Origin of the sequence: Flavobacterium xylosi, assembly GCF_042787345.1 — a bacterium.
Classification (GTDB): domain Bacteria; phylum Bacteroidota; class Bacteroidia; order Flavobacteriales; family Flavobacteriaceae; genus Flavobacterium; species Flavobacterium xylosi.
Window position 1 is genome coordinate 21,263 of the sequence record NZ_JBHZPZ010000022.1, and the last position, 23,963, is coordinate 45,225.

The following is a 23,963-nucleotide window of genomic DNA, read 5'->3' on the forward strand; positions in this document are numbered from 1 at the left end:
ACAATCGTTACCTAAACGCAGTAGGTTTTGAGTTACTTTAGCAACCCGATCGCTCGGATATCCACAATCGTTAGCGCAGTTTTGCAAACTGTGCCCACAACGAGAAGCACATAAAATAATAGACAAACTGGATGGGATTGCTTCGTTCCTCGCAATGACTTAACCAGATTGCCCGGAAATAAACCCGAGCACCAAAAAAGTTGCAATACATTTAAAAAAACATACCATGAAATTACTACTTGCCACCTTACTTTTAATTTTCAGCATGACGGTATTCGCGCAATCGAATGCATTTGCTGGTGATTATAATCGTACACTTACTACGACAGGAAATGATATGTTCGACTATAAATTGACTTTAAACTCTGATGGGACATTCTTATTTCATTATTATAAGAATATTAAGCAGGGAATTCCACCTGAAGTAAATAAATACGGAAAAGGAAAATGGACTTCGAAAGACAATGTGATTACATTTTCTTCCAAAAAACAAGAAGACTTTGATGAAAAATACACTTTGGATTTTAATAAATCTAAGGCGAGATTTGTCACTAAAAATCCCAGAGATAAATCGGAACGAATCATCAAGACCAAACTTACGTTCGTTGAATCAGAAATTCCCTGGATGCAAAGACTTGATATTTTTAAAATATAGATGCGATTACAATTCCCCGCTCCACGAAGTATATATAAGTCTTAAAATCAAAAATATAATCGTGATTGCTCGGCGAAGTCTCCCGACTTCATAGTACGAACTAAGTAAGTAAGCAATAATTCACCTTAAATAAATTATGGTCAAACCAAAAACGTTATGCGCAATAGGACTCGTTTTTTTTGTTACGAGTTATGTATTCTTTTCTCTTATTTCATTGAACACACAAAAATATATTGATCTGGCACATTGGTTTAATTTAATTGGCGCCGTGTTACTATTTTCTTTTAATAATGTATTTCCCAAGAACAAGATTAACACAATAGCTTCTGTAATTACAACTCTAGGAATTATTGCTCATATCGGACTTTGCACAATTGATTTTATTATGTGGAGTTTTGGTAATGATGCGATTGGCAGCGAAAAATTAAGAGAACAAATAAGTAATACGCCATTAATTTTATACCCATTTATTATTGTTGGTCCGTCTTTACTTTTTATAGGTTTGGCTGCTCATGCGCTAAACTTCATCAAAACAAATCCTATAAGCGCTCTTATGGTACTAATAGGCGGTCCTTTTGTTGGACTTTCCTACTTCATTTGGAATAATGGTTTTTTAATGTTACTCAGCTGTATGGTATTTGCTTCCGGATTAGCTTTACTTCTGTTTCGAGAAGAGGTAAAAACACTCCAATAGTAAAAGGGAAAACCACTCTTCTAAGTAGGATCAATTTAAAATTTGAGCACAATCGTAGCGTTTGCAATGCGGTTACTTTAGCTCCCGCTGCGATTGGCGCTAGTTTGCAACGATTGCCATTTTTATTTTACAACAGCATGGGAATAAGAATCATGGTGATGTATTGCATTATAATTTTAATTTTTGTTTAATTAATTGTTAAAATAGCTAGACATTAATTATTAATCTGTATATTTGATTAGATCAAATAATTTTAACCTAAAACATTGACTATGAAATTAGTAAAAACAATTAGCGCATTTGTATTATTAGGAATTATAACTATTTCCTGTGGACAAAAAAAACAAGCTGAACCTACAGAAATGATGGATTCTACTTCAGTTGCAATGGATACTACCGCTGTAATGGAGCCATCAACTATTGTAGATGTAGCCGCCGGAAATGCAGATTTTTCGACATTAGTTACCGCAGTAAAAGCGGCAGGATTAGTTGAAACGTTAAGTGGCGAAGGTCCTTTCACCGTTTTCGCACCAAATAACGCAGCATTTGCAAAACTACCAGCAGGAACTGTAGATGGTTTATTGAAACCAGAAAATGTAGAAAAACTAAAAGCAGTTTTAACGTATCATGTTGTAGCAGGAAAATTTGACGCAGCGACAGTAATTGATGCAATAAACAAAAATAACGGCAAATATAGCGTTACAACTGTTCAAGGTGGCACTATCGTTTTAAGTTTGAAAGACGGAAATGTGATGTTGACAGATGCAAAAGGAGGAACTTCAACAGTTGTTCTTGCTGATGTGGCGGCTTCTAACGGAGTTATTCATGCAATTGACACCGTGGTTATGCCTAAATAAGGCTTTAATTCATTAATTTATAAACCGTTGCAAAATTGTAACGGTTTTTTTATGGCTTTTCGCTAACAAATAACAACTACCATTACAGCACAAATCCTTTCGTGTGGTACGCCGGAGTCTCGACGGGGTGGGCGGCAGAAGACTTCGTAAAGTAGAGAATAAACGAAGTAATTACGGTATTTTTGCTTTGGTTATTATGAAAATGAAACGGAATCAATAGCCCTGATGGAAGCGGCATCCCACGCTTTTTGGCGGGGATACAGCGGACAGCAGGACGGTTCGTTATTGAAAACACCAATCGATCTGCTCCTAAAAAATAGCATAACCGTTCATAACTCCTGCAGATTTCTTTTTAATACCAATTTCTAAATTCCTAATTTGCGACTTTAAATCAGTAGGAGAAAATGAAGGTTTGTATTGCCGAAAAACCAAGTGTAGCACGCGAAATCGCATCCGTTTTGGGGGCCAATACCAAGCACGACGGGTATTTTGAAGGCAATGGTTATCAGGTAACGTACACTTTTGGGCATTTATGTACGTTGAAAGAACCGAACGATTACAAACCGCACTGGAAAAGTTGGGATTTGAACAACCTGCCCATGCTTCCCGACAAATTTGAAACTAAAGTCTTGGAAAATGCGGGTATCCAAAAGCAATTCAGAATCATAAAAAGTTTATTCGACAAAGCCGAGTTGGTCATCAACTGTGGGGATGCCGGGCAAGAGGGAGAGCTAATTCAGCGTTGGGTCATGAACGAAGCCCAATACAAAGGCGAGGTAAAACGCTTGTGGATTTCATCCCTAACCACCGAAGCCATCAAAGAGGGTTTTGAGAACTTAAAACCATCTGCCAACTACGATAATCTGTATTACGCCGGATTTTCCAGAGCTATTGGCGACTGGTTACTGGGCATGAATGCGACGCGTTTGTACACCGTAAAACACGGAGGCTACAAGCAAGTTTTGTCTATCGGAAGGGTACAAACCCCAACTTTGGCAATGGTCGTAGACCGATTCAAGGAAATTGAGAATTTCAAACCGCAACCGTATTGGGAGTTGCAAACTTTATATAGAGATACGCTTTTCAGTTATGAAGAAGGGCGATTTTTAAAGAAAGAAGATGGTGAACTTCTAGCCAATAAAGTCAAGGAAAGTGAGTTCGAAGTTGTTTCTGTCGAAAAAAAGAATGGCAATGAGTTTGCACCTAAACTCTTTGATTTAACAGGTTTGCAAGTATATTGCAATACTAAGTTTGGGTTTACCGCTGATGAAACGCTTAAAATTGTTCAGACTTTGTACGAACAAAAAGTGGTCACCTACCCCAGAGTTGACACTACGTTTTTACCCGATGATATTTATCCAAAAGTGCCCGGCATCCTTCAAAATTTAACCAATTATGCCGCGTTGACGCAACCGCTTTTAGGGAAAAAGATTAAAAAATCGCCTAAAGTTTTCAACAATAAAAAAGTTACGGATCACCACGCGATTATTCCAACGGGCGTACAAAACACTTTGCAATACAATCAGCAGCAAGTCTATGATATTATTACAAAACGTTTTATTGCGGTTTTTTATGATGATTGTTTGGTAGCCAATACCACAGTAATTGGAAAAGCTGCGGATGTACATTTTAAAACCACTGGAAAAGAAATCTTGAAAAAAGGTTTTCGCATCGTTTTTGAAGACCCAAACACCAAAGAAAAAGAAGCCGATATCTTGCCAAGTTTTGTTGTAGGCGAAAAAGGACCGCACGAACCTTCGTTTTTAGAAAAGGAAACCAAGCCACCGAATCAGTTTACCGAGGCAACTTTATTGCGCGCCATGGAAACCGCGGGTAAACAAGTTGACGATGAAGATTTACGCGAATTAATGAAAGAAAATGGTATTGGTCGTCCATCAACACGGGCTAATATTATTGAAACCCTTTTTAAACGCCAGTACATCGTAAGAAACAAAAAACAGGTATTGCCAACGCCAACGGGGATTCAACTGATTGATACCATTCAAAATGATTTGGTAAAATCGGCAGAACTTACTGGTTCTTGGGAAAAGCAGTTGAAAGATATTGAAAAGGGAATTTTTACCGCCGGTGCGTTTATCAACAATATGAAACGCATGGTCGAAACTCTGGTGTTTGAAGTGCGAAGTGAAACCAAGCGCGCCAATATTTCGTATGCAGGAACTGTCCAAAAACAAGAAGCGGTTGTTGAGAAAAAGAAAGCGGCAGGAATTTTGGCGGAAGCCTGTCCGAAATGTAAAAAAGGAACGCTTATAAAAGGAAAATCCTCCTACGGTTGTTCCGATTATAAAGCAGGTTGCACGTTTCTGTTGCCCTACACTTTTGCCGAGAAAAAAATATCCGAGAACCAATACTTGCGATTGCTTCAAAAAGGATCTACCGTAAACTTGAAAGACTTCAAAACTGATGACGGAACCGTCGAAGGTTTGCTTCGCTTTGACGAAAATTTCAAACTATTATTAGAACCTAAGAAAACTTTGGCGAAAGCCGTCCCAGACGAATTAGCCTGTCCAAAATGTCAAGAAGGAACGGTTCTGAAAGGAAAAACCGCTTACGGTTGCAGCCACTATAAATCAGGCTGTGATTTTAAAGTAACTTTTGATGTAGTTCGAATGAAACTAAAAGATCAAAAACCGACGAAAGATTTGGTTTATACAATTTTGAAAGAAAGTATTTAATTTTAAACATATAAGTCATATAAGATCGCAAGTTAGCTGAAATTGTTTATTTTTCCTTATGTGACTTATATGGTAAAGTTTTTGATGTTTGAATATTCCAGAACTATTCCTAATTTAGCCATTCAAAAAAACATCAAAAAACTTCCATTAATGTTTCAAAAAACAACTCTTATACTGCTTTTATTAGCCATTGTTTCCTGCAAAAATTCAGACTCCAACGAAAAAGATAAAATCAAAGCAGCGCGCTGGATACTAGGAAACTGGGGAAATAAATCGGCAGACGGAAAACTCTCCGAAACTTGGAAAAAAGTTAATGACAGTACTTTTCAGGCCCAATCCTACTTCATAAAAGAAAAAGACACCTTGCATTTTGAATCCATTACGATACAGCAAAAAGGAGAAGAATTGAGCTATAGTGCAACCGTAAAAGGGCAAAATAGCGACAAGCCCGTTACTTTCAAACTCACCAATTCTACCGAAAAACAATTGGTCTTTGAGAATCCAAAACATGATTATCCTAAAAAAATCATTTATACACAGATAAACAAGGATGGCTTAGTAGCTGAAATTTCTGGAACTCTGGAAGGGAAACCCAGTTCAGAGAAATTTTCGATGAAGAAAATCAAATAAAATTTTAACATATCGCCTATAAATTGAAACCTTGCTCTAAAAAAGTAAGGTTTTTTTATGCTCTTATAATACTGAATTTCAATAACCTGAAAAATATTTCTAATTCGCTATTCATATTTAATCTAAATAATTTTTGTTAAATCAAAAGTGGGTTATATATTTGCATCGTTATTTTTAATTATTCCAAATAAACAATCATGAAATATATTTTACTACTTACTTTAACCCTATTATTTAGTATGGCTGGCTTTGCACAAGAAGAAGCGAGTATTATTGAAAAAGCAAATTCAATTGAAACATTTGACACTGTTTCAGATACTATAAAAAATAAAAAAGGGGAAATTCTTAAAGAAGTTATTATAACACAACCACAAAAATCAGTTTCAGCGGTACGATCAGGTTTAAAACCAATGGATGTTCCGCAAAGCGTGCAAATAATTGGTGCAGAAATCATAGCGCAACAACAATCAATTAGACTGAGCGATGTAATAAAAAATGTAAATGGTGTGTATGTTAGTTCCGCACGTGGTGGAGCTCAGGAATCTTTTTGGTCTAGAGGATATGACATGTCTGCAAACAATATGTTTAAAAACGGTTTCCGTTTTAATGGAGGTTCATTACCTGAAGTTTCTTCATTAGAAAAAGTAGAAATACTAAAAGGAAGTGCTGCATTATTATACGGAAACGTAGCTCCGGGCGGAATTTTGAACATGGTAACTAAAGTGCCATCCTTCAAAAAAGGAGGAGAAATAGTGATGCAAATAGGAAGCTACTCTTTTTACAAACCATCAATTGATGTTTACGGCCCGTTAAATAAATATATTGCCTACCGCTTCAATGGTTCTTATGAAAATTCAGAAAGCTTTAGAGATGTTGTAAAAAAAGAACGTTATTACATCAATCCCTCTTTTCTTTTCAAAGTGAGTGATAAAACAGAAATCACGTTGCAAGGAGATTATTTAAAAGACAATTGGACACCTGATTTTGGAACAGGAAGCATTGGAAAAGAAATTTTAGATTTTCCTCGTAATATCTATCTAGGGGCAAAATGGTCTAACGGACAAACCAAAACAGCCTCCGTTTCCGGATTGGTAAGCCATGATTTTAATAAGAACTGGAGACTGGATTTTAATACTTCATTTCAAGATTACAACAGAAATTGGATAGGTACGGAACGCATTCAACCTGCATCTAATGGAGATTGGAAACGACCATTGGGACAAAATAGAAACTTAGAACAAATCATTGGAGAACAATTCAGTTTACAAGGAAATTTTACAACCGGAAAAGTGAAACACCAACTATTCACTGGTATGGATTTTGAAAACTCTTTTTTACAAGCGTATACCTTTGTATTTTCTCCAACAGCTTATGGTAGCGGAAATATATTTGATTTCGATAATTTTGACCAAGGTGGAGCAATACCAAATGGTAATAATACTAAAATAGTAAAAACAGAAACCAATCGTTTTGGAATCTATGCACAAGATTTAATCTCAGTTACCGAACAATTTAAAGTTTTGGCTGGAGTTCGTTGGTCTTGGCAAGAAGCACAAGCGGAAACAACAGACTTGATTAAAAACACCGTTACGGAGGAAAAAAAACGTATTGACGAGGCTTTTTCGCCAAAAGTTGGATTGGTATTGCAATCAACAAAAAACACTTCTTTGTTTGCTAGTTACGCAAACTCCTTCACACCAAATACAGGATTTACAGTAAACAACGAAGTGATTAAACCTTCGGTTATCGATCAATATGAAGTTGGGGTTAAAAAAGATTTCTGGAGAGGGATTTTCAGTACCAATGTAACTTTATACCAAATTACAAATAGCAATTTAGCTCAAACTGCCGAATTTAAAGCAGATGGTATTACACAAAATACCGACACTAACGTAAAAGTTTTAAGTGGAGCAACTAAAAGCAAAGGAGTAGAAATAGACATCACTGCAAAACCTGTTGAAGGTTTGAATATTATGGCTGGTTACAGTTATAACGACATGCGCTATACTAAAACTTCGGGATTAAACGGAAGCAATATTGAGGGGGACCGTTTGGCTAGAACGCCAGCCAACACTGCTAATTTCAGTTTATTCTACAAATTACCAACAGGCGCATTAAAAGGATTATCTGTAGGGACTATGGCTAATTACATTGGGAATAGATTGGGCGGGTGGAACAACCAATATGATTCAAAGATGCCAAATGGGATTTGGGAAAGAGAAATTCCTATAGACGGTTATACCACTATTGATGTATCTGCAGGGTATGAATGGAAACAATTTTCAATCTTATGTAAATTGTCTAATATTACGAATGAATTGAATTATACCGTTCATGAAAATTATAGTGTGAATCCAATTGCACCTCGCCAAGTAATGACGAGTTTAAAATATAAATTCTAATAACCATACCTTTTTAGAGGCTCAACATAGTATAATCAAAAACTTTTTTTTGAAATTTTATAATTTTAAAATCGACAAAAAAGTTTTTGATTTTTTTATGCAGAATAGATTATTTTCGCAAAAAACAAAACCAGAATATACTACAAACATGAAAAAAAAGACCTTCAGAAATTTACATAGAGATTTAGGTTATTTCTATATTGGACTTATTGTCTCGTTTGCTTTATCAGGACTTATGATGAACCACAGAGATTCCTGGCATCCGGAAAAATACACTACTGAAACTAAAGCTATAGCAGTAAAACTTCCGGCAGAAAGCGAAATCAATGAGAAATTTGCAGAAGATTTAGGGAAAAAATTAGGAATCGATGACAAGTTCAGACGTCATAATGTAAAGAAAGATGTCTTTAAAATTTCTTTTGAAAACCACGATGTCGAAATTGATATGAAAACCGGCAAAGGAGAAATTGTCTCTTTCCTGAAAACGCCAATTATCAGTCAATCTATGAAACTGCATAAAAACACATCTGATTTTTGGATTTATTATTCTGATATTTTTGCTTTGAGTTTAATACTGATTGCATTAACCGGAACAATAATGGTAAAAGGAGGAAAATTCAGTTTCAAACAACGCGGCTGGAAACTGGCAGTTGCCGGAGTTCTTTTTCCGCTGTTGTTTTTGATTTTGTTTGGTTAAAAAAACTGTTCATCATAACTATACAATCCTCGTTTAGCAATAAGCGAGGTTTTTGTTTTAAAAAAGAAATTACGTTTTACTATATTTGACCAACAAAAAGTGAAACCGAAATAAATCTTATGAAAAATTCAAACAACAACCAATTAAAGAAAAGTCTAGGTTTAAGTTTTGGTATTGCGGTATTAATTGGCGGTACAATTGGTGTTGGAATTCTACGCACACCAGGTATTATTGCTGGTATGCTAGATAATTATTGGCTTATAATTGCTTGTTGGATTTTTGGGGGAATCTATATCTTAATTGGAGCAAATTCCTATGCAGAATTAGCCACAATGCTGCCTAAAGCCGGGGGATCGTACAATTATATAAAAAGGGCTTTTGGGGATTACGCCGGTTTTCTCTCAGGATGGTTTGATTATATTGCAAATTCTGTGCCTCCCGCTTTTTACTGTATCGTTATCAGCGAATATATTGTTATTTTATTTCCAAGCTTAGAAAGTCAGACTACAATTATCGCCATTGCCTTTTTGATTGCTTTTACCTTACTTCATGTCAGTGGTGTAAAAAACGGAAGTTATTTCCAGCAGCTGACAAGTGTGATTAAAGTCGGAGTTTTTGTGGCCTTAATCGTTGCCTGCTTCATGTATTCAGGAGTCCAATTTAATCCTATTGAAAAAGACACTCCATTTTTTGAAATGGGAATACTATTTGGATTTTTTAAATCACTTCAATTAATAATTGGTACTTATGACGGATGGTATGCCGTTTGCTTTTTTGCAGAAGAGGATAAAAACCCGAGTAAAAACATTCCTAAATCATTATATACCGGAGCTATAATTGTCATTGTACTTTACGTATTAATAAATACGGCATTCTTTCATGTATTGCCTGTTTCCGCATTAGCTAATTCTCCTTTGGTCGCTGCAGATGTTGCTAAAGTGGTTTTTGGAACTAAGGGTGCAATTATAGTAACCGTCATAGCCATTTTTTCTTTGATTAGTATTCTCAATGCCTATATGATGATTCCGGCGCGCATTCTATTCGGATTGAGTCGCGACGGATTTTTTATTCAAAAAGGAACTAAAATAAACAAAGGCGGTACTCCGATCGTAGCACTTTTAGTATCTTCCTTAATTAGTTTGCTGCTGATTTATGTCGGTTCCTTCGAAGTGCTATTTTCATTTGGAACTTTCATGTCAGTTATTGTTTGGGGATTGGCCTATTGCTCGCTCATAAAATTAAGAAATAAAGAACCTGATTTACCCAGACCTTATCGCTCTTGGGCCTATCCTTGGACCACGATACTCGCGATTACGGCTACAGTAGCGTTATTGGTGGGTTTTGCTTACAGCGACACTAAAAATTTTATAATTATCCTAGTTATTTCAGCACTTTCCTATCCCGTCTTTTTGCTTTTAAATCGCAGAAATAGAAAGGAGTAGGTTTTAAATTCTGATATCGTTAGTGACAATAATCAGAACCTTCATTTTCTAAAAAAACCCATTCGCCGCAGTCTACGGCGAATGGGTTTTATATTTAAAAAAGAATCTAATCCTTATTTCAATCCAGCCAAACTATGTTTGATGGTTTCAATCTTAGACAAAGCATCTCCTTCTTTTTGAATCTCGTTAGCCAATACTTTCTACGGGGCTCCAGCCACAAATTTCTCATCCGCTAATTTGATTTGAAATGATTTCAGGAACCCTAGTGTATAAACTAACTCTGCCTCTAATTTTGCGATCTCTTCTTCTACATTTATATTTCATTTTACACAGAAAGACAAAGCACCATCCATTTTATCAGAAACATATTCCAATGAAGTAATGTTCCCCAATTTAGTCACGACGGTATCAAAAATCTACGGGCTATGTAAGAGCCTATTAATTCAAAATTAAAAATCACTCCTTCATCATTAAAATCATGTACGGAGATTATAACTTCACTCATAAAACTTTTTAAAAGGTTGACTAAACCAACAAATCTCTGCCACATTACTGTGAATATTGCAACCTTTTTCAAAAATTGTGTAATACTACCCCTCACTTAGAAGTCTACCTTTATTGATTATAAATCCGTTACGAATTAAATTATTTCACAATGGACAAAAATCAAACAACGGAATTTACAACAACCACAGCGCAGCAGAACAAAACAAAGATTCGGTTAACCAATATGCAAACGAACATTGTCATAATAGCAAGACCAAAGAAAAAGTAGATTCAATACGAAACGTAAAAAGAGCTAAAAAAACAAGATTCCAACGAAGTAAGAATATAAATCCAAGTTAACAAAAAAAAAAATGAGCAATACAAAAAATTTGAATAACAAAGAAGCTATTGACAAACTGAAAAGTTTAGTTGATGAAATAATGATCTGCCTTTTCTGCACCGACCTTGAAACAGACGATGGCTCTACTTGCCGACCAATGTCAGCTATAAAAGTTTGCGACCAAGGCAATATTTGGTTTTTCAGCGAGAAGGACAGCGAAAAAAACAAATCCATTGAAGCAAACAAAAATGTGCAACTCTTTTTTTCGCATCCTGGTAAGAGCAGCTACTTAGTTGTAAACGGTGTAGCCGAAATAATTTTGGACAAAACAAAAATTGAAGAACTCTGGACACCAGTAGCTAAAATTTGGTTCAAAGAAGGTAAAGAAGACCCCAATATTTCAATAATAAAAGTAAGCCCAACGACTGCTTATTACTGGGATACGGACGGCAACCAAATGATAAACTTTATTAAAATGGTAGCTTCCGTTGCCACAGGAACAAATTTAATTTCGGGCAACCAAGGAGCTCTAAATGTATAGCTAATAATCAAACTGAATACCAACAAAAAAATACGTAAAAAAACCCATTCACCGCAAGACGAATGGGTTTTTGTCATTTTAAAAAAGTATCTAAAGCTTATTTCAATCCAGCTAAACTATGTTTGATGGTTTCAATTTTAGACAAAGCATCTGTTTCTTTTTGAATCTCGTTCGCTAATACCTTCTCCGGGGCTCCAGCCACAAATTTCTCGTTCGCTAATTTACTTTGAACTGATTTCAGAAAACCTACCGTATAAACTAACTCTGCCTCTAATTTTGCAACTTCTTCTTCTACATTTATATTTCCGGTAATTGGGATGAAATATTCATTTGACTTTACGCGGAATGACAAAGCGCCGTCCACTTTATCAGAAACATATTCCAGTGCAGTGATGTTCCCTAATTTAGTCACTACCGAATCAAAATGGGTTGAGGCTTTATCATTATTGACGATTTTCAATTCAATCGTATCTTTGAACGGAATATTCTTGTCTTTACGAATCGTTCTTATTCCTGAAATTACCGCAATTGTATTTTCGAAATCTGATATTAAACGGTCATTAAAAGGTTTTAATTCTGGCCAAGTCGAAACAATTAATGCTTCTTCAGTAGTTCTTTCGGCAAGAATTTGCCAAATTTCTTCTGTTAAGAACGGCATAAACGGATGCAATAATTTCATGTTGTTTTCTAGCATTTCAATCGCTTTTGCAAAAGTTACGCTGTCAATTGGTTGTTGGTACGCCGGTTTTATCATTTCCAGGAACCAAGAACAGAAATCATCCCAAACCAGTTTATAAATTACCATTAAAGCATCGGAAATTCTATATTTTTCGAAATTGTCCTCGATTTCCAGAAGGGTTTGTTGCAATTTGGCTTCATACCATTCAATCGCTACTTTTGAAGATTCCGGCTGCGGAATAGTATCCGAAACTTCCCAACCTTTTATCAGTTTAAACGCATTCCAGATTTTATTCGTAAACGCTTTTCCTTGATTACACAATTCTTCATCAAACATAATATCATTCCCTGCGGAAGCGCTCAAAAGCAATCCTACACGCACACCATCGGCACCAAATTTCTCAATCAAGTCCAACGGATCCGGTGAATTACCTAATGATTTAGACATTTTACGTCTTTGTTTATCACGAACCAAACCTGTCAAATATACATTTGTAAATGGTTTTTTACCTGTATATTCGTATCCTGCAATAATCATTCTCGCCACCCAGAAAAACAAAATATCCGGACCGGTTACTAAATCATTCGTTGGATAATAATATTTAAAATCTTCGCTTTCCGGATCCATTATTCCGCCAAAAACCGACATTGGCCATAGCCAAGAAGAAAACCAAGTATCTAGAGCATCGACGTCTTGTCGTAAATCTTTTATTTCAAGTTTAGCGTTTGAAGTTTTGGCTTTTGCCAATTCTAAGGCTTCGTCGATAGATTCAGCCACCACAAAATCTTCCTTTCCATCTCCGTAAAAATAAGCAGGAATCTGTTGTCCCCACCATAATTGACGGGAGATATTCCAATCACGTATATTATTTAACCAATGTGCATAGGTATTATTAAAACGAGCAGGGTGCAATTTAATTTCACCATCAACCAATACTGATTTGATGGCTGGCTTAACTAAATCTTCCATTTTCAGGAACCATTGGTCTGATAAACGAGGTTCGATAACTGCTTTGGTCCTTTCAGAAGTTCCCACTTTATTCAAGTGAATTTCTGTTTTGGCCAAAGCACCAATGCTTTCTAATTCTTTGGAAATTTCTTCCCGAACCACAAAACGATCTTTTCCTTGGTAATGCAATCCAAAACTATTTAAAGTTGCATCCTCATTGAAAATATCAATAATCTCCAGATTGTGCTTCTCTCCTAGCGCCTTGTCATTCATATCATGAGCCGGAGTCACTTTTAGACAACCCGTTCCAAATTCGATATCAACATATATATCTTCAATAATTGGAATCACTCTTCCGCATATTGGAACAATCGTTTTCTTCCCTTTCAGATGAGCAAAACGTTCATCATTTGGATTAATACAAATCGCGGTATCCCCGAAAATAGTTTCCGGACGCGTTGTAGCAATTGTAAGGAAATCTTCACTTCCTTCAATTTTATATTTTAGGAAATATAATTTCCCTTCTTGTTCTTCATAAATTACTTCTTCGTCAGACAAAGTAGTTTTTGCTTCAGGATCCCAGTTTACCATTCGGTATCCTCTGTAAATCAATCCTTTGTTATATAAATCCACAAAAGACCTAATTACAGAAGCTGACATATCAGGATCCATGGTGAATTTTGTTCTTTCCCAATCACAAGAAGCACCCAATTTTTTTAATTGGTCTAAAATTACACCGCCATATTTATCAGTCCATTCCCATGCGTGAGCCAGAAACTCCTCGCGAGTCAGATCATTTTTATTAATTCCTTCGGCTTTTAATTTAGCAACAACCTTAGCTTCAGTAGCTATAGAAGCATGATCCGTTCCTGGAACCCAACAAGCATTGAAACCTTTCAGACGCGCTCTTCTTATCAAAACATCCTGAATCGTGTTGTTTAACATGTGCCCCATGTGCAAAACTCCAGTTACGTTAGGCGGAGGAATTACAATGGTATACGGTGTTCTATGATCTGGCTCCGAGTGAAAATAATTATTTTTCATCCAGTAGTCATACCACTTATTCTCAATAGTTTTAGCGTCAAATTGTGCAGGAATTGTCATAAAAGCAACTGTTAAAACCAAAATTATACTTTGGTCTGATATTTGTAATTAGTATACGGAACAAAAGTAAATAATTAAGTACACTATAAAAAGAGAAATAAATATTTGTACGTTAATTAAAACAAAGTACATTTACTTAAATGAATTTAAAAAAATTAAAATGAAAAAAATAATTACTTTAATGGCAATCCTGTTAGTTAGCAGTGTGGGTTTTGCTCAGTCTGGAGCTAAAATTGATTTTTCAGCCAAAGACAACACTATAGATTACGGTAGAATAGCTAAATCAAGCGACAATGGAATACGGGTTTTTGAATTTACAAATACGGGGAATGCACCTTTGATTATAACCTCAATACAGTCAACAGCAAATTGCACCATATTATCAAGCACAAAAGATCCCATCCTGCCTGGTAAAAAAGGAAAAATAGAGATAAAATACAATATGATTGCAGGGCCAATTCGAAAAACAATTACGGTTGAATCTAATGCGGTGAATTACGAGGAAGGAAGAGTAGCTTTAAAAATAAAAGGAGAAGTTATTTCTAACTAAATCCATGAGTTAATTAATAATTAGCGCTTTATGAAAATTTTCATAAAGCGCTTTTTTTTATAGAACATCTTGCAACTGAAACTTAAATTTAAGTGTTTTGTTATTTCGTTCGACTTCCATTGTAATCCATAATTCCTCTTCTGATTTCAAAAAGGAATTCATTTGTTGCAACGAATACTTGTAGCTAGGATTCCCGTTTATAGAAATAATTATGTCGTCTTTCAGCAAACCAGAGACAAAAGCAGGTGAATTTTTTCGAACATTTGCAATTGAATAAACAGGTTTCAGATTAAATTTATATTTAAAATTAGTACCATTCTTTTCTGTTCGTATTTTAAAAGGATCCTCTGAAACTACAACAGGCAACGTTTGCAGATAGAATGTTTCTTGTACCCATTGCATTCCTTGCTGTTGAATTTCAATTCCACTTTTATTGTAATTAAAAGGCGCGTTAAATTCCCTATTTTTCTTTAAATAAAGAACTCTGTTAGTATAATCAAGAACGATTGTAAATCGTCTAAAAATTTCACCTCCTACGGAACCCACTCGACCAGGAACCATTTTTACGCTTTTTAATGAAATCGAATCTGGGAAAGCAGCTATAGGATTTTTAAATTCAAATTCAGACATTTTAAATTTAAGAACTCGCGCTCGCTTTCCTTCTACATCGCCACTAAATCCTTTCCCTAGGTAATCCTCAAAATTTTTAGTCGGTATTTTAATTAATACGGATTCTTTATCAAAAAGCCAAAGTGCATCACTATTACCAATGTCTATTAATAATTTTGCCGGAAATTCTATTGAATCAATCGTAACACCATTGACTACATATGGCTTATTTTTTTCAATAGTAATGGGGGTTTCCTTAAATTTTTTTTCTATTTTTTTCCTATTCTTATCATTATTTCTGTGAATGGTAATTCTTTTTCTTTCATAATTTATTTCCACTAAATTATTTTTAAAAAAATGATATCCTATAATTCCATTTACAGGAATTCCAATATGAGAAGAAAGATTAAACTCTTGGTCTAAAACAATGTATAATAAATGATTTGCAGATTTTAATCCTTGAACCTCTAAGATATTATTGGTTGCTTTCAATCCTTCAATAGGTTCTTCTCTTCCCAAACCCCGCAAAGTGATTTTTTCAACATTAGAAAATGAAATTTCTTTTTTTTCTTCCAAACTGAATAAAATAGTTTCTTCGACACCGGAATCCAACAAAAAATTTAATTCTATGCCATTGACTTTAATTGGAATAAAAATCAAATTATTGATTAGTTTAAAAGCAACAGTTACTTTATCAACCTCTTTATTGAATTGAAAACCATCTTGAGCCAAAATAGGCCAAACACAAACAAAAATAAAAAATACAGAAATTACTTTTTTCATTTATATTCATTTTGATAAAAATACACAAAATATTGATTATTTGTATAAATTTTACAATAATTACAATTCTGTTTAACAGCAATTTTCAGAAAAAAAATGCAAATTTGCACTTCAACAATTGAACCATGCCAAAAATATCCAACAAAGGCAAGAACATGCCCGAATCACCAATACGTAAATTGGCTCCCTTTGCAGAAATAGCAAAGAAAAAAGGACATAAAGTATATCATTTGAACATAGGTCAACCTGATATAAAAACACCTGAAATAGCTATTAATGCCATCAAAAACATTAATTTAACGATTTTAGAGTACAGTCATTCTGCGGGCAATGAAAGCTATAGAAGAAAATTGTCAGAATTTTACAAACGCCAAAATGTTGCTGTAGAATTTGAAGATATTATAGTTACTACCGGAGGTTCAGAAGCCTTATTGTTTGCATTAGGCACCATCATGGACCAGGGAGATGAAATCATCATTCCCGAACCTTTTTATGCTAATTACAGTGCATTTTCAACTGCATCTGGCGGTAGCGTAGTTCCCGTAATTTCAACAATTGACACCGGATTTGCACTTCCTATCATTTCTGAATTCGAAAAGTTAATTACACCTAAAACAAAAGCCATTCTGATTTGTAATCCTGGAAATCCAACGGGTTATTTATATTCAAAGGAGGAGATTATGCAATTGGCCGCACTTGTTAAAAAATATGATATTTTTTTAATTGCAGACGAAGTATACAGAGAGTTTATTTACGATGGTGACACCCATTATTCCGTAATGAATATTCCTGGGCTTGAAGGACACGTGATTATGATTGATTCTGTTTCAAAGCGCTATAGTATGTGTGGAGCAAGAATAGGATGTCTGGTGTCCAAAAATAAGGAAGTAATGGCTACCGCTATGAAATTTGCACAAGCCCGATTAAGTCCGCCAACTGTGGAACAAATTGCTTGTGAGGCCGCTATTGACACTCCTCAAAGTTATTTTGACGAAGTAATTTCAGAATATAGAGAACGCAGAGACACCTTAATCTCTGAATTAAATAAAATAGAGGGTGTCATTGTAACGAAACCTAAGGCCGCTTTTTATTGCATCGCGCAACTTCCTGTTGACAATGCTGATATTTTTGCACAGTGGCTTTTAGAAAGTTATGATTTCAATGGTGAAACGGTTATGGTTGCCCCTGCAGCAGGATTTTATTCTACTCCTGGAATGGGCTTAAACCAAGTACGTATTGCTTATGTATTAAAGACAGAAGATCTTATTAGTGCCGTTCGTGTTCTGAAAGAAGCTATTCCAGTTTACAATGCAATCCGACTAAAAAAACTAATTGCTGCCCAATAATTAAAAGTGACAGGCAACAAATAATCATAAGAAATAGAGCTAAGGCGGTAACCAAAAAGTTATTGCCTTTAGTTTTTAAGGCTAAAAAACAATCTGACATCCCCAATCTTCTCTCTAAAACCATCATTAAATAGTATAACCTATAGAAATTCTTTAATTTTTATTAATTATCTTTACCGCTTAAATATATACACCCACTATAATAGTTGCTTTTAATGATAAATAACGAAGAATTTCAAGACGAAATAGGAGACAATCACATTGGTTTATCGGCAAAAAATCCAGTACGCGAAGATGCTTTTGCTATTTCTGATGAAGAAAAAATAGAAAAAATAAAAAAAGACGTTGAAAATATTCTACTAACCCTTGGAATGGATTTGACAGACGACAGCATGAAAGGTACGCCCAATCGTGTAGCAAAAATGTTTGTAAAAGAAATTTTTGGAGGACTGAATCCTGCCAGAAAACCAAAAGCTTCTACTTTTGACAACAACTACAAATACGGTGAAATGTTAGTAGAGAAAAACATTATCGTTTACTCTACGTGCGAACACCATTTATTACCAATTATAGGAAGAGCACATGTTGCTTATATTTCCAATGGAAGAGTGATTGGGCTTTCTAAAATGAACCGAATTGTGGAATATTATGCCAAAAGACCTCAGGTTCAAGAGCGTTTAACGATGCAAATTGTTCAGGAATTACAAATTGCTTTGGGCACCGAAGATGTAGCTTGCGTAATTGACGCAAAACACCTTTGTGTAAATTCAAGAGGAATAAGTGATATTGAAAGTAGCACTGTAACCTCTGAATTTGGTGGTAAATTTAAAAATGATCAAACTCGAAGAGAATTTTTGGATTACATTAAATTAGAAACCAAGTTCTAGTCATCCTCTCCCCGACCCTATCCAAAGAAGAGGGAGCCGAGTCTGGTACGATTGGGAAAGAAAAATAACAATTATTAACAACACATTCACCTCTCCGCTCCCTCCCCTTCGGGGAGGGCTGGGGTGGGGAAAATAACAAAACATAAATGCCATTATACAACTCCCAAACCCTAAAAATATACAATTCTCTTTCGGGAGAGAAAGAAACATTCACGCCTATCCACGAAGGAAATGTTGGAATGTATGTTTGCGGACCAACGGTTTACAGCAATGTACATCTTGGGAATGTGCGAACATTTATGTCATTTGATGTGATATTTAGGTATTTTTTGCATTTGGATTACAAAGTGCGTTACGTACGTAATATTACTGATGTAGGACATATTGTGGATGATGTGGATGAAGGGGAGGATAAAATTGCTAAAAAAGCACGTTTAGAGCAACTGGAACCTATGGAAGTCGTGCAACGTTATACGGTAGATTTTCATGATATTTTGACTGCTTTTAACTTTTTACCTCCAAGTATCGAGCCTACAGCAACAGGTCATATTATTGAGCAAATAGAAATTATCAAGACCATTATTGACAAAGGAATTGGCTATGAAGCCAACGGCTCTGTTTATTTTGATGTGGTAAAATTTAATGAAACCAATCATTATGGAAGATTAAGCGGCCGTAATATTGAAGATATGCTTGCTAACACTCGTGATCTTGACGGACAATCTGACAAGAGAAATCCACAGGATTTTGCACTTTGGAAAAAAGCCGAACCACAACATATCATGCGATGGCCTTCCCCATGGAGCGATGGTTTTCCGGGCTGGCACTTAGAATGTACCGCTATGAGCACTAAATATTTAGGCAATCATTTTGATATTCACGGCGGTGGAATGGATCTAAAATTCCCTCATCATGAATGTGAAATTGCACAGAACGAGGCTTGCACGGGTCAAACTCCAGTAAATTATTGGATGCACGCCAATATGCTAACCTTGAATGGCAAAAAAATGGCTAAATCTACCGGAAACAATATCTTGCCAAGAGAGATTTTGACGGGTGATAATGGCATTTTAAGCAAAGCATTCTCTGCATCTGTGGCTCGTTTTTTCATGCTACAAGCACATTACAGAAGTATTCTTGATTTCTCTGACGATGCCATTGTTGCAGCCGAAAAAGGATACAAGAGATTAATGGAAGCTTTAGAAGCACTAAAAGAATTAGTTCCAAATTCCAATGCAACATTAGATATTGCGAGTTGGAAACAGTCTTGTTATCATGCTATGAATGACGATTTTAATACTCCGATTTTGATTGCTCAATTATTTGAAGGCGTTCGATTTATCAATCTACTAAAAGAAGGAAAAGAAACGTTGACATCTGCTGATTTAAAGACTTTTTCTGCAACAATGCAAGCTTTTGTATTTGATGTTTTAGGTCTTGAAAACGAGAAAATTTCAGATAGCAATAATGATAAATTAGAAGGCACCGTAAATATGTTGATTGAAATGAGAAAACAAGCCAGAGACAATAAAAACTTTGCCTTGTCTGATCAGATTCGTGATCAATTGATTACATTAGGAATTCAATTGAAAGATGCAAAAGAAGGCACAACCTTTACTATATAACGAGAGAATTTTTCAATTAGAGAATTAGATAATTTGCCATTTTTCTAATTGACACATGAACCAATTTTTTGATTAAATCATGAAAATAACTGCTCCTTTTGTTTTATTAGTTCGGTTTTATCAAAATGCAATATCCCCATTTACGCCTTCTGCCTGTAGATTTGAACCGACTTGTTCTTCCTATATGATTGAAGCATTACAAAAACATGGATTAATTTACGGTGGGTATTTAGGATTAAAAAGAATATTGAGTTGTAATCCCTGGGGCAGAACTGGTTACGATCCTGTTCCCGAAAAAAAATGCAATCACGAACATTAACCTTTTATTGGTACGAATTTTACTTTAATTCTTTATTTTTACAAAATATTAAAAAATAATCATACATGACACACGCTATAAATATAATTTGGAATCCATCAGAAGGAATTGATTTAGGTTTTTTTGTAATTCGATATTACAGTTTAATGTTTGTAATCGCCTTTGGATTAGGATGGTATATCATGAAAAATATATTTGAACGCGAAGGAGAATCAATAGAAAAATTAGACTCTTTGTTTATATGGACCGTTCTGGCCACATTAATCGGAGCACGCTTAGGCCATGTTTTCTTTTATGATTGGGAATATTACAGAAATCATCTACTGGAAATATTTTTGCCTTTTCGTTTTACCCCCCAATTTGAATTCACAGGTTATCAAGGTTTAGCGAGCCATGGCGCTGCTATATCGATAATAATTGCGATGTATTTTTACAGTAAAAACGTATTAAAAAGACAACAATTATGGATTTTAGACAGAGTGGTAATACCTGTTGCCAGTGGAGCTATTTTTGTAAGGTTAGGAAATTTTTTCAATTCTGAAATTGTTGGAAAAGAAACAACATCTTCTTTTGGAATCCGTTTCATTCGTGATAAATTTACTCCAAATGACGCCACAAATGCAACTCAATTAGCCAATCCAAATGACGCATATCACGCCATCGCTACCGACCCAAAATTCGCTGCTTTATTAGAACAAGTTCCTGCGAAACATCCTGCACAATTATATGAAGCCATTTGTTATATTTTTGTTTTTGCAATTTTGTTTTTCTTGTATTGGAAAACGGACGCTAGAAAAAAATCAGGGTTTTTATTTGGATTATTCTTAGTACTTTTATTTTCAGTTCGTATTGTAGTCGAGTCTGTAAAAGAAAGCCAAGGTGGATTTGAAAATTCTTTAGGGTTGTTATCTACAGGACAGTGGTTAAGCATCCCATTTATTCTAATCGGATTGTATTTCATTTTCACTGCCGAAAAACCCGTTAAAGTTTAAGCTTAACCATTCTTATAATAATAAATAAAATAGAAACTGTTAGAATATAAAAAACCTCAAGAGTTCAATACTTTAGAGGTTTTTTTATAATTATCTTTTTAATGAAAAATGGGATTTGAATATTTTTGGAATATTTTGTTCTGCATATTCAACACTAAACCAGTAATCATTTGCTGGCATAGGATGACCATTGTACATCCCGTCCCACCCCAAACTTTTAGGCCTAATTTCTTTTAAAAATTTTCCATAGCGATCAAAAATTAAAATCCTGAAATTGGATTGATCTTCTAAACTAAAAATATTCCAAGTATCATTAGAACCATCATTATTGGGCGTGAAATATTTAGGATAATTAACAACTAAAACATTAGTCTTTGTTATTGGAGCACTACAACCGTTTTTGTCTACAACCGTAATGGTATGAGTACCTAAAGAGACATATTCAAAAACAGGACTTTCTTGAAACGGTCCGTCATCTAATTGATACAAATAGTCTCCTGGTGCAGTAGCAGTAATAGTGACCACTTGATTTTTGACAAATGCTTCTGAAACAGTCCAATCAACGGTAACAAGAGTATTTGATGGACTTACGGTAATAGAGATTGTTTTTGTAGTTGCACATTGTCCTGGATTAGGAGTAAAAACGTAATCACTTGTTCCTCTAACTGATGTATTCACGGTTGCAGGACTCCATATTCCTGTTATTGAAGGAAAATCTGAAGAACTTGCAGGCAAAATTTGAGCAACATCATTTTCACAAACAGCTGTTGGAACATTCACAAAAGTGGGCGTTTTTAATTGATTAACTGTAATAATTAAATTTGCTGTACTTGCACATTGATCAGAGTTGGGAGTAAAAGTGTACGTTGTAGTAGCAGTATTATTTAAGGCTGGGGTCCAAGTCCCTGCATAACCATTATTAGAAATTGTTGGCAAAGGAGCCAAGGGTGTACCAGTACAAATTGCAGGAACCGCCGTGAATGTTGGAATGCCATTTGGTGTAACTGTAATAGTCAAAGTTGCCGTAGTAGCACATTGTCCGGGATTAGGTGTAAAAATATATGGTTTAGTTACCGTATTGCTTAATGACGGTGACCAAATCCCGATAATTCCATTATTAGAAGTTGTAGGCAAAGCTGCAAGTGGAGTTCCTGAACAAATAGCTGGTACCGCTGTAAAAGTTGGTGTTATATTTGGATTAACAGTGATAGTTTTCCTAGTAAATCCTGGAGTAACGCATTGACCAGGATTAGGTGTAAAAGTATAAGTAACAGGTCCCAAAACAGCTGTATTAACTGTTGACGGATTCCAAATACCTGTTATTGGAGTTGCATTAGATGAACTTAAAGGCAAAACCGGAGCTGTTGCATTTTGACAAACAACCGCAGGAATGGTTGTGAAAGTTGGCGTTGCCAATGGTGTAACTGTTACAGGTAATGTTTGCGTGGTCGCACATGGGAATAATATTGGATTTGGAGTAAACACATAACTTCCGTTGGTTGTATTACTGATTATTGCTGGTGACCAAGTTCCGGTAATTAAGTTTGGAGAAGTAGTTCCTAATATTGGTGCAACAGTACCGGAACAAAAAGGAGTTATTGCAGGGAAATTAGGCGTTACTGTTGAAGTTCCGCATGGAACGAAACAAGTAAATTCGGAACGATCACAAGGATATGTTGTATGCCAAACTGTCAAGGTAACTGATTGCCCAGGTAATAAACCAAAAACTTGCAAATTAGTGGGGCCAGTTGTACCGGTTACTGCAGCCCCACTGTCGACAGAATAACTATAGGTATATTGATTAGGCACACCAATAGTATTTGACCAATCAAAAAATACGGAACTATTTTTATCTGCAGCAGCTATTTGAGTGGGGTCACATCTTAAGTTTAATATTGAAGTACCGTTGTCAGCAACAATAATTACATCAATTTTAGATCGGGTACTTTCAACACCACTTATAGTCTCACTTACATAATATGATGTAGTTCCTACAGTAGCTGTTGAAGGAGTCGGAGCTGTTGAAGAGGCCGTTCCACCAGTTGTGTTTGTTCCATACCAATTTAAAGTTCCTCCGGCAGAAGGCGTTGCGGTTAATGGTACTGCAGTGCTATTTTGACATAAATAAATCGGAGAAGTTACTGTTGGTGGAGAAGTAGCAATACGTGAAAGTGGATATTGAGCATGTGGCTTATTTAAAATCCTCGAATTAAAATCATTCTCAACTGAATACATCGTATTATCTAACTTACCAACAACTTCAATTTCATAATCTTCTCTATCACTAATATTATTAGCATAAAGACTAAAATTTATAAATAAATAAACAAAAAGTAAAAATTTAGTAGATTTTTTCATTGCTTTAAACTTTTAAATAACTTAAAAAATCAATTGGTACTATATTGCATTGCTAAGTAAATATAGCAAATTAGAAATTATTATAGTTTTATTTTACTAGATTCAACTAATTAATGCAACTTTAGGGAAAAGATAAAGATATTTTTTCAAAAGAAAGGACTTTAAAGTCCTCTCTCTCGAATGGAATAAATGTTCTTTATTTGCTTCTGACCAAAGTTGTAAATAATGAGCCACTTAACCAGCGAACAAAGATACACAATCGGTGTATTATTAGAACAAAACTATAAAAAAAGCGCAATAGCAGTTTTTTTAAATAGAGATAA

Annotated in this window: 18 protein-coding genes and 1 pseudogene; 15 read left to right on the forward strand and 4 right to left on the reverse strand. The window is 35.1% G+C overall.

The window, feature by feature from the left end:
- Positions 1 to 226 precede the first annotated feature (226 nt).
- The 8 genes from ACFX5E_RS14800 to ACFX5E_RS14835 all read left to right on the forward strand — a co-directional run bounded on the left by ACFX5E_RS14800 (position 227) and on the right by ACFX5E_RS14835 (position 10,073).
- Entirely contained in the window at positions 227 to 655 is a 429-nt protein-coding gene (locus ACFX5E_RS14800; RefSeq protein WP_379855933.1) for a hypothetical protein, read from the forward strand.
- A 136-nt stretch (positions 656 to 791) separates the two neighbouring features.
- A complete protein-coding gene (locus ACFX5E_RS14805; RefSeq protein WP_379855934.1) occupies positions 792 to 1,349 on the forward strand; it encodes a hypothetical protein in 558 nt (185 codons plus the stop codon).
- Positions 1,350 to 1,621: 272 nt separating this feature from the next.
- On the forward strand, positions 1,622 to 2,206 hold the full coding sequence (locus ACFX5E_RS14810) for a fasciclin domain-containing protein (protein WP_379855935.1): 585 nt from the start codon (positions 1,622 to 1,624) through the stop codon (positions 2,204 to 2,206).
- A gap of 404 nt (positions 2,207 to 2,610) precedes the next feature.
- The gene (locus ACFX5E_RS14815; RefSeq protein WP_379855936.1) at positions 2,611 to 4,902 is read left to right on the forward strand and encodes a DNA topoisomerase 3; all 2,292 of its coding nucleotides are present in this window, start codon (positions 2,611 to 2,613) and stop codon (positions 4,900 to 4,902) included.
- Between the two features lie 69 nt (positions 4,903 to 4,971).
- Complete coding sequence (locus ACFX5E_RS14820; protein ID WP_379855937.1) at positions 4,972 to 5,532, forward strand: DUF6265 family protein; 561 nt, start codon at positions 4,972 to 4,974, stop codon at positions 5,530 to 5,532.
- A gap of 197 nt (positions 5,533 to 5,729) precedes the next feature.
- Positions 5,730 to 7,934 carry a TonB-dependent siderophore receptor gene (locus ACFX5E_RS14825; protein WP_379855938.1) on the forward strand — a complete coding sequence of 735 codons (2,205 nt, stop codon included), beginning with the start codon at positions 5,730 to 5,732 and terminating at the stop codon, positions 7,932 to 7,934.
- Positions 7,935 to 8,082: 148 nt separating this feature from the next.
- On the forward strand, positions 8,083 to 8,631 hold the full coding sequence (locus ACFX5E_RS14830) for a PepSY-associated TM helix domain-containing protein (RefSeq protein ID WP_379855939.1): 549 nt from the start codon (positions 8,083 to 8,085) through the stop codon (positions 8,629 to 8,631).
- Positions 8,632 to 8,750: 119 nt separating this feature from the next.
- A complete protein-coding gene (locus ACFX5E_RS14835; protein WP_379855940.1) occupies positions 8,751 to 10,073 on the forward strand; it encodes an APC family permease in 1,323 nt (440 codons plus the stop codon).
- 113 nt (positions 10,074 to 10,186) lie between these two features.
- Here ACFX5E_RS14835 and ACFX5E_RS14840 read toward each other — a convergent pair.
- Positions 10,187 to 10,486: pseudogene (locus ACFX5E_RS14840) on the reverse strand (valine--tRNA ligase); the annotation flags it as partial.
- Positions 10,487 to 10,930: 444 nt separating this feature from the next.
- On the opposite strand from ACFX5E_RS14840, the gene ACFX5E_RS14845 reads away from it, so the two are divergent.
- The gene (locus tag ACFX5E_RS14845; protein WP_379855941.1) at positions 10,931 to 11,440 is read left to right on the forward strand and encodes a pyridoxamine 5'-phosphate oxidase family protein; all 510 of its coding nucleotides are present in this window, start codon (positions 10,931 to 10,933) and stop codon (positions 11,438 to 11,440) included.
- A gap of 97 nt (positions 11,441 to 11,537) precedes the next feature.
- Here the strand turns inward: ACFX5E_RS14845 and ACFX5E_RS14850 are convergent, their stop codons facing one another.
- The gene (locus tag ACFX5E_RS14850; protein ID WP_379855942.1) at positions 11,538 to 14,171 is read right to left on the reverse strand and encodes a valine--tRNA ligase; all 2,634 of its coding nucleotides are present in this window, start codon (positions 14,169 to 14,171) and stop codon (positions 11,538 to 11,540) included.
- A gap of 160 nt (positions 14,172 to 14,331) precedes the next feature.
- On the opposite strand from ACFX5E_RS14850, the gene ACFX5E_RS14855 reads away from it, so the two are divergent.
- Complete coding sequence (locus ACFX5E_RS14855; protein WP_379855943.1) at positions 14,332 to 14,721, forward strand: DUF1573 domain-containing protein; 390 nt, start codon at positions 14,332 to 14,334, stop codon at positions 14,719 to 14,721.
- A gap of 57 nt (positions 14,722 to 14,778) precedes the next feature.
- Here ACFX5E_RS14855 and ACFX5E_RS14860 read toward each other — a convergent pair whose 3' ends face one another.
- Positions 14,779 to 16,113 carry a PDZ domain-containing protein gene (locus tag ACFX5E_RS14860; protein WP_379855944.1) on the reverse strand — a complete coding sequence of 445 codons (1,335 nt, stop codon included), beginning with the start codon at positions 16,111 to 16,113 and terminating at the stop codon, positions 14,779 to 14,781.
- Between the two features lie 125 nt (positions 16,114 to 16,238).
- Here ACFX5E_RS14860 and ACFX5E_RS14865 point away from each other — a divergent pair, with 125 nt between their 5' ends.
- The 5 genes from ACFX5E_RS14865 (at position 16,239) to lgt (ending at position 21,282) form a co-directional block, all read left to right on the forward strand.
- The gene (locus ACFX5E_RS14865) at positions 16,239 to 17,459 is read left to right on the forward strand and encodes a pyridoxal phosphate-dependent aminotransferase (protein ID WP_379855945.1); all 1,221 of its coding nucleotides are present in this window, start codon (positions 16,239 to 16,241) and stop codon (positions 17,457 to 17,459) included.
- Positions 17,460 to 17,674: 215 nt separating this feature from the next.
- Positions 17,675 to 18,346 carry a GTP cyclohydrolase I FolE gene (folE, locus tag ACFX5E_RS14870; protein ID WP_379855946.1) on the forward strand — a complete coding sequence of 224 codons (672 nt, stop codon included), beginning with the start codon at positions 17,675 to 17,677 and terminating at the stop codon, positions 18,344 to 18,346.
- 146 nt (positions 18,347 to 18,492) lie between these two features.
- Positions 18,493 to 19,971 (forward strand): cysteine--tRNA ligase, encoded by a 1,479-nt coding sequence (cysS, locus tag ACFX5E_RS14875; protein ID WP_379855947.1) that lies wholly within the window; start codon positions 18,493 to 18,495, stop codon positions 19,969 to 19,971.
- 79 nt (positions 19,972 to 20,050) lie between these two features.
- Positions 20,051 to 20,290, forward strand: coding sequence for a membrane protein insertion efficiency factor YidD (yidD, locus tag ACFX5E_RS14880; RefSeq protein ID WP_379855948.1), 240 nt, complete (start codon positions 20,051 to 20,053; stop codon positions 20,288 to 20,290).
- 65 nt (positions 20,291 to 20,355) lie between these two features.
- On the forward strand, positions 20,356 to 21,282 hold the full coding sequence (gene lgt, locus ACFX5E_RS14885) for a prolipoprotein diacylglyceryl transferase (protein WP_379855949.1): 927 nt from the start codon (positions 20,356 to 20,358) through the stop codon (positions 21,280 to 21,282).
- A gap of 90 nt (positions 21,283 to 21,372) precedes the next feature.
- Here lgt and ACFX5E_RS14890 read toward each other — a convergent pair whose 3' ends face one another.
- Positions 21,373 to 23,640 carry a T9SS type B sorting domain-containing protein gene (locus ACFX5E_RS14890; RefSeq protein ID WP_379855950.1) on the reverse strand — a complete coding sequence of 756 codons (2,268 nt, stop codon included), beginning with the start codon at positions 23,638 to 23,640 and terminating at the stop codon, positions 21,373 to 21,375.
- Positions 23,641 to 23,963 lie beyond the last annotated feature (323 nt).